This window comes from Laspinema palackyanum D2c, from assembly GCF_025370875.1.
Lineage (GTDB): Bacteria > Cyanobacteriota > Cyanobacteriia > Cyanobacteriales > Laspinemataceae > Laspinema > Laspinema palackyanum.
The window spans coordinates 160,196-174,097 of the sequence record NZ_JAMXFD010000008.1 but is presented as its reverse complement, the minus strand read 5'-3'; the positions used below and the strand labels follow the sequence as shown (position 1 = coordinate 174,097).

At 49.8% G+C, this 13,902-nt stretch carries 5 protein-coding genes; 3 read left to right on the top strand and 2 right to left on the bottom strand.

Going from position 1 to position 13,902, the window contains the following annotated elements; translation table 11 throughout:
* Complete coding sequence (locus NG795_RS12475; protein WP_367288987.1) at nucleotides 1-1,629, top strand: glycosyltransferase family 39 protein; 1,629 nt, start codon at nucleotides 1-3, stop codon at nucleotides 1,627-1,629.
* Nucleotides 1,630-1,941: 312 nt separating this feature from the next.
* On the opposite strand, the gene NG795_RS12470 is transcribed toward NG795_RS12475, so the two are convergent.
* A complete protein-coding gene (locus NG795_RS12470) occupies nucleotides 1,942-2,631 on the bottom strand; it encodes a M15 family metallopeptidase (protein ID WP_367288986.1) in 690 nt (229 codons plus the stop codon).
* Nucleotides 2,632-3,100: 469 nt separating this feature from the next.
* Between NG795_RS12470 and NG795_RS12465 the strand changes: the two genes are divergently transcribed.
* Nucleotides 3,101-8,947 (top strand): DUF4347 domain-containing protein, encoded by a 5,847-nt coding sequence (locus tag NG795_RS12465; protein WP_367288985.1) that lies wholly within the window; start codon nucleotides 3,101-3,103, stop codon nucleotides 8,945-8,947.
* A 113-nt stretch (nucleotides 8,948-9,060) separates the two neighbouring features.
* On the top strand, nucleotides 9,061-12,018 hold the full coding sequence (locus NG795_RS12460) for an SBBP repeat-containing protein (RefSeq protein WP_367288984.1): 2,958 nt from the start codon (nucleotides 9,061-9,063) through the stop codon (nucleotides 12,016-12,018).
* A gap of 37 nt (nucleotides 12,019-12,055) precedes the next feature.
* Here NG795_RS12460 and NG795_RS12455 read toward each other — a convergent pair whose 3' ends face one another.
* Nucleotides 12,056-13,801 (bottom strand): ABC transporter ATP-binding protein, encoded by a 1,746-nt coding sequence (locus NG795_RS12455; protein WP_367288983.1) that lies wholly within the window; start codon nucleotides 13,799-13,801, stop codon nucleotides 12,056-12,058.
* Nucleotides 13,802-13,902 lie beyond the last annotated feature (101 nt).

Here is a 13,902-nt window from a genome sequence, read left to right as displayed (position 1 = left end):
ATGAAAACTCCCAAATTGTATTGGAATAGTTTACGGTTCTTGGTCGTGTTAGTTCTCGCGATCGGCATATTTTTTAGGTTTTATCAGTTAGACCAAAAAATTTACTGGGTTGATGAAGTTAATACCTCTTTGCGAGTGGCAGGATACCGAAAATCCAACTTTTATGAGCAAATTTCCACCGGGGAACTGCTGACGATCGCCCAGTTGCATGAGTTTCAAAGTCTCTCCCCAGAACGGCGGTGGGGAGATACCCTCAATGCCTTGGCTGACAATGCTGAACACGCTCCCATTTATTACCTCTTAACCCGACTCTGGATGGAGATATTTGGCAACTCCATCACCGTGACTCGTAGCGTAGCGGCGATTTTGAGCTTGTTGGCATTTCCTGCCCTTTACTTCCTCAGTTTAGAGCTATTTTCTACCCCAAGGGTAGGTTGGATTGCTCTATCCTTAATGGCGGTTTCTCCCTTACATTTACTGTATGCTCAAGAAGCCCGACAATATAGCTTATGGACGGTGGTCACCTTAGTTTCTGGGTTAGCCTTGTTGCGATCGCTGCGCTTGAAAACCCGAGGCAGTTGGGCAATTTATGCCGGAACTGTTGTCTTAGGCTTCTATTCTCATCTAATTTCTGGCTTAGTCTTTTTTGGACATGGATTGTATGTCGGATTTCGAGAACAATGGAAATCGACTCAATCCTTTAAATCCTATCTGATTGCTTCCGGAATGGGTTGCGCCATCTTGATTCCTTGGATTGTGGTCTATTTTCAAAAAAACAGCCGGTTGGGGGGATGGTTGGAGCGAGATTTGCCTCTACCCGCATTAATGAATCGATGGTTGGTGAATTTGAGTTCCGTCTTTTTTGACCTTCATACCCTCTATCCCCAACGGTTTTTTGATGTAGAATTAGGCAAAGATTTCACGCCGTTGGCTTGGGGAAATGCCTGGGGGTATGTTGTCATCCCGATTCTCCTATTGGTGGGATATGCACTGTGGGTGACGGTTCGCAAAACTCCGAAATCGGTCGGGTGGTTTCTGCTCACATCCATTGCCGCTAATGGCTTGTTTTTGATGCTCTATGACGTGATTTCCGGGGGTCAGAGGTCGGGGATTGCTCGCTATCTTTTGCCCTCCTATTTGGCGCTGCAATTGGCAGTTGCCTATCTGTTTGCCAGTCGCCTCCGTCTCGATACCGGAAGGAATCTTCAGCGTCGAATCTGGCAATTGGCCTATGTGATATTGCTGGGGGCCGGTGTTGTCTCTTGTGCCGTGAGTGCCTCAGCGGAAACCTGGTGGCATAAATATAGTTGTTATTACGATGTCGAAGTTGCCGAACTGGTTAATCAAGCCGAAAATCCCCAGGTAATCGGCAGTCCCGATCGCCTCAGTCGCCTGATTGCCTTGAGTTATAAACTCAATCCCGATGTGCGCTTTCTTCTCCTCCCCGACAGCGATCGCCTGGAAATCCCCGACATCTCCTCCCCCCTCTTCTTATTCCGTCCCAACGAGAAATTATATAAAACCCTTGAATCCGACCCGCGTTATACCCTCACCCCCATCCATCCCCTGGGACATATTTGGACAGTAGACCCCATCCGAACCCCAGCAGATGAATCAAGGCTCAACTAACAACCTCAGTCGTTATCTTATCCCAGTTCGTAGTAACGACTTCAGTCGTTATCTTTCCCAGTTCGTAGTAACGACTTCAGTCGTTATCTTATCCAACTTCGTAGTAACGACTTCAGTCGTTATCTTATCCAACTTCGTAGTAACGACTTCAGTCGTTATCTTATCCCAGTTCGTAGTAACGACTTCAGTCGTTATCTTATCTTAGTTCGTAGTAACGACTTCAGTCGTTATCTTATGTTCCTAGTCAAAAATCAATTTTCCACTGACTGAAGCGATCAGGCGGGACTGCGAACCCCCGCCATTGTACTGAATTTACTCAATTCTGCCATAAAAAGCCGTCTCTTGGTCCGTTAACCAAGCCCACATCTGATCCCCTTTACAGAAATGCCACCATTCATTGGGATGTTGAGCAAATCCAGCTTGTTGCATCGCTTGGGCCAAGATTTGGCGATGGGTGTGATACGCTTGGTGAGTGAGATCTAGGCTTTGGGCAAAATAGTCAGGATGCGATCGCGGTGAGATTTCATCAATCGGGGAACCCATGTCCACTGCGATACCCCCCTCATTTACCAAGGTAACATCCACGGCGGCACCCGTGGCATGAGGTGGAGGGGTGGCGGGGTCCAGACTGGGAACGGCCCAAAATTGATACACTTGCTCTAAAATTTCTTGGCGCTCACAGGGGCTTAATTTCTCCGGATCCAATCCTTGCGATCGCACCTGCTCGGTGAACGCATAGTTTACCATAAACTGTTGCACGGCGATAGGCCGATAGGCATCAAAAATTAAAATCTGCCATTGGGGATATTGCTGATGGAGGTAGGTTTGTGCTTGGACTAAAGCCGTCAGTACCCCTTGGCGCAGATAAAACGGCGATCGCCCTGGGTAGGGTGCGCCCAAGAGTTCATAAGGATGAGGCAACACGAGGGCAAACTGCTCCTCAGGAATCGCCACCAAGGGTTCGCCACAGTCAAGAATGGGGATATGTTGATAGGGTTTCATTGTTGAGTGAGAAAGTCTCCTGATGTTGATAGATGGGATTGCTGCTGATCCAGCGATCGCTCGGATTGTGGCACGGATAAACCCCGTATAGCCCCCAATCCTTACCGCCCTAGGGCCACGCTTTAAAGCAGTTCCCGAAGGCGTTGGTTTTATTTTAGGTTGGATGCGTAATCTTCCGCGCAGGACCCCGTAAACCCTTTTGCCTAGCCCGAGATCAGCCCAAACAAAAACCCTTTGCACCTCTGAAGCTTGGCGAGAGAGGGCTAATTAGGCATTTAATTGAGGGGTGCAACCCATCCCCGTGTATCTACGGACTATACTAGATCATAACCAGGGTGATCTAGTTTTTTCTTTCTTCGACCAAAATTGTCCAGCCTTGATTTATAAAGAACCCAGGCCCTCGTAATCATACGGGGGTTGGGTGTTCAAGATGATTATTAACACTATATCTTCCGGGGATGTATTTGCAATGAACCACCCACAATCGCACTCAGTCAACCACTTGTCCAGAATTTCAAAACGGTATAAGGGCCTGGATACCACTCCAGAACCTCCCATCCAAGGAACCCCGCCTTTAACGGAGTCCCGCACCCTAGTCTTTATCGATGCAGGGGTTTCTGAGCAACAAACCCTCCTGGATGCTCTGACACCGGATACGGAGGCGATCGTGCTGGATGGCGATCGCGATGGCATCGACCAAATCATGGAGGCGATCGCGGGTCGGACGAACATCGACAGCATTCATCTAGTCTCTCACGGAAGTTCCGGAAGGGTCCAACTCGGCACAACTCAACTGGATGCCGAGACTCTGGATGCCTATCTTCCCCAATGGCAGAACCTGCGGGCGGCCCTCAGTGAGGGGGCGGATATCTTACTGTATGGATGTAATGTCGGGACCTCGGATGCAGGGATTACCTTCCTGCAAAAACTAGCGGAGTTGACGGGTGCGGATATTGCCGCCTCCGATGATTTAACCGGCAGTGCTGAATTAAATGGCAACTGGACCCTAGAAGTGAGGACGGGAAATATTGAGGCCCCCTTACCCTTCCAATCCGAGGCGATCGCGGGCTATAACGCTTTACTAGCCGAAAAAATCTATACGGTGAATGCGGAAGATGTCAACGACCTGATTACTAAAATTACAGCGGCTAATAATGATGGTCAAGATAGTATCATCAATTTGGGCGGGGGTACCTATACCCTCACAGACTTTGATAATTCTCTCCTCGGTGCCAACGGGTTACCCTCGATTCAGACGGATAAGCTAACGATTAATGGCAACGGGGCTCAAATCGTTCGCGCTCAGGGTGCATCCGGTTTCCGGATTTTCCATGTTGGGGCTAATGCTCACCTTACTCTCAATAATCTCACGGTTAAAAATGGCTGGGCCAATATTCCCTCTACTCCCGAAAACAACAATACCAGTGATGGGGGTGGGATTTACAATGCGGGGACTTTGACCCTGAAGCAGAGTACCATCACTGGCAACCGAGCGGAGGATGACGGGGGAGGGATTAATAATGCGGGGACTCTGACGGTTATCGATAGTAGCATTTCTAACAACGTTGCTAAGGATGAAGGGGGAGGAATCCGGCATACAGATAACCAATTCTTGACTGTAATTGGGAGTACCATTAACAACAATGAAGCGGGCAAACATGGTGGAGGCATCCAAAATAGTAGCACGGCGGATATCTCTAATACCACGATTTCCAATAACCGGGCGGCAAACGACGGTGGGGGTTTATACAGTGAAGGAAATCTAACCGTTAATCACAGCACGATCGCTTTTAATACCGCTGATCGTGATGGCAAGGACACCGGCAACGGTGGCGGCATCTTTAATTTTAATAATGAAGAGGCGAGAAGTTACTTCGACATCAGCCATACCATTGTGGCCGGAAACACCGATAATAGCCCGGGTGATGTCCACCGGGATATTTCGGGTCCGGTGAGCAGAGCAGAGTACAACCTGATCGGCGATTGGACCGGCATCCAGAACTTAACTGCTGATACAAATTACAGTTTTAAATCCCTCGGTGTGAGCGACATTAACGCTGTCATCACTCCGACTTTAGCACTGAATGGCGCACCTACTGGGTCTCCATTAACCCATGCCCTCACTTTAGGGTCTCCGGCGATTGATTTGGGTGATCTTAATCTTAACACTGATTTAGTCACTGACCAACGGGGTAACCCATTCCAGCGCGAGGTTGGGGAGGCGATCGATATCGGCGCTTATGAGAAACAGGTTCTCCCGGTGATTACGGAAATTATGTACCATCCCCGCAATGACCAACCACACTGGGAGTGGGTGGAGATTTACAATCCGACGGATCAACCCCTAGACTTAACAGGATTTGTCTTTGCCAATGCTGGTGCTAACCTAGAGGCGGCGAATATTAATGGGGGTACGATCGCAGCAGGGAAAACGGGGATTTTGTTTAATACCAACCTGTCTCCCGAGGCATTTAAGGCAGGGTGGGATACCGGGGAAATTCCCCTGATTCCCGTCAGTAATTGGCCTGAATTGGGATTGGGTAACACCAGCGATCGCATCGGGTTATGGCGGAACTTTAGTAACTATACCCTGGGGTTTACCACAGCCATTGATGAGGTAGCGTATGACACAACTGGGGGATGGCCGACGCCTTCCCCCGGTGCTTCCTTGTATTTAAACTCTCTCACGTTCAGCGAAGAGGACTTGAGAACAGCCAATGATAATGGTAGCAATTGGTTGACCAGTGCGATCGGTCAACCGGGCGAACCCACGGCAGTCGTCGCCAAAGCTTATGAAAGTACCTTAGCTGGAACCAATAGCGGGTTAGATATCGGGTCTCCCGGACCGACAGACTCGATACCGCCCGGTTTTAAAGACTTTATGGCCCAAGAGGTGACCACTGTAGGCGGAACAACCTACAGTTTCAGCGTCACTTTTACCGATAACCGGGCGATCGACTGGAGTACCCTGGATATTGGGGATATTCTGGTCACGGGACCCAAGAATGAGAGTCTCCAGGTTACGGCGATCGCCACCCCCAATTACACCGGCAATTCCCCTGGCATCAACGTCACCTACCAGATTACCCCTCCCGGGGGCCGTTGGGATAAGAGCGATAACGGCACTTATACGGTGACATTGCAAAGAAACCAAGTCACCGATACCACCGGCAATGCGATCGCCGCCGAACTCGGAAGCTTTCTCGTCAACATCAATAATACCCCACCTACCCTAGAAACCCTCAATCAAACCAGCCCCCAAAATACTCCCTTCTTCTTTAAACCCGAGTATTTTACCAATCAATTTACAGACGCTGATGGAGATACCCTCCAGACAATTTCCATTACCTCTCTTCCCACCACCGGAACCCTACTTTTGGATGGGAAACCAATCCAAAATCCCCAAGAAATTCCTCTCACCGATATCCAGAAACTCTCCTTTGTCCCCAATGAGAAGTTTAATGGTCCGGTGAGTTTCACTTGGAATGGATTTGACGGTACTGACTATGCCAAAACTGACTCGACCGTTAATTTAAACATTAACGCTAATACCCCACCTACCCTCGAAACCCTCAATCAAACCGGCACCAAAAATACTCCCTTCTTCTTTAAACCTGAGTATTTTACCAATCAATTTACAGACGCTGATGGGGATACCCTCAAGACAATTTCCATTACCTCTCTTCCCACGAATGGGACCCTAATTTTGGATGGAAAACCAATCCAAAATCCCGGGGAAATTGCTCTCACCGATATCCAGAAACTCTCCTTTGTCCCCAATGAGAACTTTAATGGTCCGGTGAGTTTCACTTGGAATGGATTTGACGGTACTGACTATGCCAAGACTGACTCCACCGTTAATTTAAACATTAACGCTCCCCCCATCCTCCTTAATCCCCTCGACAATCAAACCACCACTCCAGGCACCAACTTTAACTTCCCCATCCCAAATAATACGTTCTATGATGCCGATATTATTGCCTTCAAGGACCGCTTAACCTATACCGTTACCCTCGCCAATGGAAACCCTATTCCCGATTGGTTAACCTTCAAGGATGACGGCACGTTCACCGGCACTCCTGGAAGAACCGATATCGGAACTCTCCCGATTATTGTCACCGTTACAGATCAGTCCGGTGCAAGCATTACGGATACCTTTGATTTAACCATTCAATCGCCTAACGGTGGCGGTGGCACAGGTGGCGGTAATACAGGTGGCAGCAATAGTCCAGGTACAGGTACAGGAACCGGAACCGATGGCGGCAGCAATAATCCAGGTACAGGAACCGGAAATACAGGTACAGGAACCAATGGCGGCAGCAATAATCCAGGTACAGGACCCGGAACCGATGGCGGCAATAATCCAGGTACAGGAACTGGAAATACAGGAACCGGAACCGATAGCGGCAATAATCTAGGTACAGGTACAGGAACCGGAACCGATGGCGGCAATAATCTAGGTACAGGTACAGGAACCGGAACCGATGGCGGCAGCAATAATCCAGGTACAGGTACAGGAACCGGAAATACAGGAAGCGATGGCAGCAGCAATAATCCAGGTACAGGAACCGGAACCGGAACCGATGGCGGCAGCAATAATCCAGGTACAGGTACAGGAACCGGAACTGATGGCGGCAGCAATAATCCAGGTACAGGTACAGGAACCGGAACCGATGGCGGCAGCAATAATCCAGGTACAGGAACTGGAAATACAGGTACAGGAAGCGATGGCAGCAATAATCTAGGTACAGGAACCGGAAATACAGGTACAGGAAGCGATGGCGGCAATAATCCAGGTACTAACGGGGGTAACGGCAATAGTCCTTTAATCCCGGATTCTCCTGTGAATGGCGATCGCCCAGAATCTGAGAATCCCCCGGCAAATCCTCCCAATGGAATACCGCATACCAACAGCACAAACACCTGCAACCCCGTCCCTAGCGACCCCTCGCCAAGCGGTGGGTGTAAATGTCCGGTTCCACCCCCGCCAGAAATTATCTTTTATGGACCGCAAGACAGACCCCCGGTGGAAATCTTCCTGTTTGGAACCGAAGAAAATGATGTCATCTTCGGGGACGATCGCCATGAAGGGATATTAGGATTTGCCGGACATGATTTTCTCTGGGGGAAAGGGGGTACAGATGTTCTGTATGGTGATACCGGGGATGATTATATGCTGGGAGGGGTTGGCAGCGAATTCCCTGTCGGTCCTGGCATCGATCGCGATCGCATCGAAGGCGGCAAAGGCAATGATTTTATCAATGGCAACGAAGGCAACGATACCCTCTATGGTGGTCGAGAAAATGATATCATTCACGGAGGCAAAGACGATGATCTGATCTTGGGTAACCTGGATAACGATATCTTGTATGGTGACCTCGGCAATGATACCATTCTCGGGGGAAATGGCAGCGAAACCCCCATCGGTCCTGATGGCGATCGCGATTTAATCTTTGGTAACCGAGGCAATGATCTGATCAATGGCAACGAAGGCGACGATACCATCTATAGTGGCAAAGATGACGATATCGCTTACGGTGGCAAAGATAATGACCTGATTTATGGGGATTTAGGAAATGATATCCTCATGGGAGATCAGGGAGATGATAGTTTATTCGGCGGCACCAGCGATCCCAATGTCCCCGATATTGGAGGACGAGACTTGATTTATGGCGGGGATGGCAATGATTTCATCAACGGCAATCAAGGGGATGATACCCTGCATGGGGGGAATGGTAACGATACCATTCATGGCGGCAAAGATCATGATATTGTGTGCGGTTCCGCTGGAGATGACCTGTTATTTGGAGATTTAGGAGATGATACTCTCTATGGCGAGGATGGCAACGATACCATCCGAGGTGGCATCGGCAGCGATGTACCCCTGGGTTCCGTCGGCGATCGCGACTTTCTCTGTGCGGGTGCCGGGGATGATTGGTTAGAAGGCAACGCCGGTAATGATACTCTGATTGGCGGCAGTGGCAATGATACGTTGTATGGCGGCAAGGATGATGACCTCCTCTATGGCGGCGACGGGGATGATTTCCTCAGTGGCGATTTGGGGAATGATACTCTCACCGGCGGTACGGGACGCGATCGCTTTGTCGTGCAGTCGGGTTTCGGGACCGATCTGATTGCCGATTTTACCCCTGGAGAAGACTCGTTTGTGTTAGGTGAGGGATTAACCTTCAATCTCCTCAATTTCTTCTCCTACCAGTGCGGAACGGCGATCGCATTAGGCGATGAAATCCTGGCGATCGCCAAGGGAATAGAACCCCAGACAATGGTTGCTGAGTATTTTATTCCGTTGACCTAAACTCACCGATGAGTGCAGGCGATCGCCTCAATTGGGGCAAGTTTTCCTACCCCTTGATGCGATCGCCTAGTTTCGTTCATAATATAAGAACCCTCTGAAGGAAGGCATCAACCATGCTAACGGTTAGCGAACCCGACGCCTCGGGTCACTCCACCACGATTCACCCGCAACTTCCCTGGATTCAGCAACTCGGCAGCGCCAACGACGATCGCGCTTATGGCATTGCCCGAGACCCCCTCGGACACCTCTACCTCGGAGGACAAACCCAAGGCGGATTAGGGGGAACGCCTCAAGGAGACTGGGATATCTGGTTTGCCAAATATCACCCCAATGGCACTCCCCTCTGGATTCAACAACTCGGCAGCGCCCAGGATGATCGCGCCTATACTCTCACGAGCGACCCTCTAGGCAATCTTTACATTGCTGGCACGACCTCCGGCACCTTGGCAGAAACCAACGGTGCAGGATATGACGCCTTGATTGCCAAATATGACAGCAATGGCAATCCCCTCTGGATTAAACAATTCGGCAGTGTTACCACCGATGATGCTCGAAGTCTCACCACGGATAGCATGGGCGACGTATATATTGCCGGAGACACTTGGGGGGATCTAGGTGGAGTCAATCGGGGAGAATCCGATGCCTGGTTTGGCAAATATGACAGCAATGGTAATCTCCTCTGGGTTCAGCAACTCGGCACTCCATCGGAAGACCGGGCCACCGGCGTTGAGGGCGATCGGGCGGGAAATCTCTATGTCACAGGTTATACTTTTGGCAGTTTAGGCGCTGCCAAGGCCGGAGATGCTGATGCTTGGGTTGCTAAATATGACAGTACCGGACAGCAGCAGTGGGTGAGGCAATTCGGAACAGAAGGTGAAGACCAATCCAACGGTCTGGCCCTGGATAGTGCCGGTAATATCTATCTCACCGGATGGACCGAGGGAACATTAGGAGAGAGCAGTGCAGGCAGTTGGGATGCCTGGGTTGCCAAATATGACCCCACGGGCAACTTAGTCTGGATAGAACAATTCGGTTCAGCCAATTCAGAGGGTGCATTAGACATCAAGATTGATGGCAATGACCGAATTTACTTAACAGGAAACACTTGGGGGGCTATTGAAGGCCATAGTAATACGGGAGAATCCGATATTTGGGTCGCACAATATGATACCAACGGCGATCGCTTAGGTGGGTTTCAATTCGGGTCTACCGCTGCCGACTCCCCGTTTGGAATGACCGTAGATGACGCCGGTCGAGTTTATTTAGGGGGATGGACATTAGGGGACTTAAGCGGCAGTAATCCCGGTGACTATGATGCTTGGATTGCCCAAATATTGCCCAATGCTGACCCAATTTTAACTCAGAATACGGGACTCACCTTCGAGAAAGGCGCAACGGTGGCGATCGCCCCGACTCAGTTACAAGTGAGCGACCCCGACGGCGATGCGATCGTCTATACCCTCACATCTATTCCTAAACAAGGCGCTTTGATATTAAATCAAACGGCCTTAACCCTTGAGGATACCTTTACTCAAGCGGATATCGATGCCGGATTGCTATTTTATCACTCCAACAGTTGGAGTTACAGCAATGACAGCTTTGAGTTTACTGCCACCGATGGCAAGGGCAGTGCGATCGGTCCAACCGAGTTTACCCTGACCCGCACTCAAATTCCCCCCACCCTCCCCAGTCGTCTCGAATGGATTCGCCAATTCGAGAGTAGCGAATCTGGCAGCGACTCACTCAATGGCATGGCAGTCGATCCCGCAGGCAATCTCTTCCTCACCGGAGCAACCTTGACCGTAAATGGCTATACCCATGCCTGGGCCAACCTCTGGGTCGGTCAGTATAACCCCCAAGGGGAGGAAGTTTGGCGGCAGAATTTCGGACAGGATTACTACGACATCTCTACCAATCTCACCCTGGATAATGCCGGGAATGTGTTTGTCACCGGATTGACCCAATACTCTCCGGGATTCCCCTCGGTCAGAAGTGGCTATTTTTACCGGGGGAGTGATGCCTGGGTGACTCAGTACGACCCCCAAGGCAATTTTGTGACCACCTACGACATCCGAGAGAACCCCTCAGCATTCAACGATTCCGCATCGGAGATAGCCTTAGATCAGGCAGGCAATCTCTATGTGAGAGGGACTAGGGCCGCCGACCCCCAGTTTCCTCGGGGAGATGTCGGGTCCTGGGTTACCAAGCATGACCCCCAAGGCAACCCCTTGTGGGTCAAGCAGTTTCCTACCGAGTCGTTGGATTACGCCACCAGCCTCGCCGTCGAACCCGCAGGAACTTTTTATCTGAGTGGCTATACAGATTTTAATGAGTTAGCCCCCTTATCCGCCTCGCCCTGGGTCGCCAAGTATGACACGAATGGGGAACCGTTGTGGGAGGCCCGGTTAGAAACCAATTACACGGCTTTCAGTTCTACAAAGGTGGCCCTCGATCCCTTCGGAGCGGTCTACCTCACTGGATATAGCATGAACAGTCATGGCGATCGCTCTTTCTCGGGTCCTTGGCTGGCTAAATATAACAGCAATGGGGAACAAGAGTGGTTTAAGCCCTTGGAAATGGAGGGTTTGGAACGGGCCGAGGGTCTGGTCATTGATCCAGCCGGGAATATCTCCCTGACTGGAACCACGAGGGCAGATTTAGTACAGGGCAATTCCAGAAACATCTGGGTTGCACAATATAACACCAATGGGGAGCAATTATGGATCGAGCAATTGGGATCGAGTGAGTTTGATACAGTTTTAGGCATCGCCGTCGATGGGGGAGGCAATCTTTACCTCGCTGGATCAACCGACGGTGATTTAGGCGGCATGGCTACGGGAGGGACTGAAACCTGGATCGCGAAACTCAATCCACATCTGACATTGGATGCTGCCAACGCACTCAGGGAACAGATTTGGCCGGACAGTGAAGGTGCGATCGCCACCACAATCCCCAGCGATCGCACCTTCACTACAGGGGCGGACTGGCACTCCGTCAGTCCGCTCATTCCTGATGTCACCCGGGAAGAAGACGGGTTGATGTTAGCCGATGAATGGATATTTGGACCCTGATAACTTTTGTATAATTAGCAAGATAAATCACCAAGACTTACTGATATCCAGCCGCTTGGAGGGTAAATAATTTCGCATAGCGTCCTTCTGCTTGCATTAACTCGGTATGAGTGCCGCTTTCTATCAATTTACCCGCTTCTAAAACAATAATTGTATCCGCCATACGAACGGTGGAAAATCGATGGGAAATCAACAAAACCATGCGGTCTTTTGCCAAGCGGCGAAACCGTTCAAAGATTTCAAATTCGGCTTCCGCATCCATTGCAGAGGTGGGTTCATCTAGGACTAGAATATCGGCTTTGATTCGCATAAAAGCCCGGGAAAGACCAATTTTTTGCCATTGTCCTCCGGAGAGTTCGGTTCCGGATTTAAACCAGCGTCCGAGTTGGGTATAAAATCCCTGGGGTAAGGTGGCAATGAAAGGTTCCGCCATGCCTTTTTCAGCAGCAGTTTTCCAACGGGTTTCGTCTTCTAAGCTATCCACATCGCCGACGCCAATATTCTCGCCGACGAGGAATTGATAGCGGACAAAATCTTGAAAAATCACGCCAATGCGCTGTCTTAAGTGGTTGATATCCCATTCGCGCAAGTCTAATCCATCGAGGAAAATTTGACCGGATGAGGGTTCGTAGAGGCGGGTGAGTAATTTAATTAAGGTGGTTTTTCCGGACCCATTTTTACCAACTAAGGCGAGTTTTTCTCCAGGTTTTAAATGAAAGGTGATGTCGGTTAAGGCGGGTTGGGTGGCGTCGGGATAGGTAAAGGAAACGTTCTGGAATCGCACACCATCTTGGGGAATGGGTCCTCGGTTGGCGCTACCTGCTGCCTGGGGTATCTCTTGTTCTAAAAATTCATACAAGTTGGACAAATAGAGGTTATCTTCATACATTCCCCCGATCGCACTCAAGGTTGCAGAAAAGCTGGATTGTCCCTGGCGAAATACCATTAAATACATGGTCATATCTCCTAGGGTGATGCTTCCAGAAATTGCAGCGATCGCAATCCAGGCGTAAGTGCCATAAAATGCCAAACTACTCAGCAACCCCAGTACATATCCCCAAAATCCTCGCCGCAGGGTCAAATTTCGGTCTTCCTGATACAAGCGATGAAAGATATTCCGATACCGATTCAGAAACACGGGTCCGAGTTGATACAGTTGCACCTCTTTGGCGTAATCTTCCCGCGCAATCAGGGTTTCTAGGTAAATTTGTTCCCGGGTTTCTGGCGATCGCCTTTTAAAAACCCGAAAAGCAGCACCGGCAAACTTAGTTTCTGCTAAAAACGGCGGTATCGCGGCGATCGCCAACACCCCGACAACCCATCCGGAAAACTGCAACAACAATCCACTATATGCCACCAATCCAAGAGTCTCTTGCACTAACCCAAAAGTGCGATTCACAAAACTCAGGGGACGACTCGACGCTTCTCGTCGGGCCCGAGTCATTTTGTCATAGACTTCCGAATCTTCAAAATGCGACAAAGAAAGGGTCAGCGCTTTTTCTAAGATTAATTCGTTAACCGTTTGTCCCAGGAGGACTCGCAACAGGGATTGACAAACACTCAACCCACGCTGACAGAGGGTCAACATCATCACAGCGATCGCCTCGAATCCGACATACATGAGTGCAGTTTGGGGTCCCGTCCCGGAACTCGCTGCGGTGACTACGCTATCGATAATTAACTTCCCTAAATAGGCAATTCCTGCGGGTAACAATCCAGCAATTCCGGTGAGAATGGCTACAATTGCTGTTAAAATTGGGCTAGTTTTCCAAACTAATTGCACCGCTCTTTTGCTATATTTAAAAGCGGAGAAACTAAAGCGGAAACTTTGCCTAAATCGACTGAACACATTCTGGCCATCGCGCCTTCTCATCGTGATTCTGA

Excerpts from the sequence above, each read along its gene's own strand:
- NG795_RS12475 (WP_367288987.1), top strand. The coding sequence starts at position 1 with ATGAAAACTCCCAAATTGTATTGGAATAGTTTACGGTTCTTGGTCGTG.
- NG795_RS12470 (WP_367288986.1), bottom strand. The coding sequence starts at position 2,631 with ATGAAACCCTATCAACATATCCCCATTCTTGACTGTGGCGAACCCTTG.
- NG795_RS12465 (WP_367288985.1), top strand. The coding sequence starts at position 3,101 with ATGAACCACCCACAATCGCACTCAGTCAACCACTTGTCCAGAATTTCA.
- NG795_RS12460 (WP_367288984.1), top strand. The coding sequence starts at position 9,061 with ATGCTAACGGTTAGCGAACCCGACGCCTCGGGTCACTCCACCACGATT.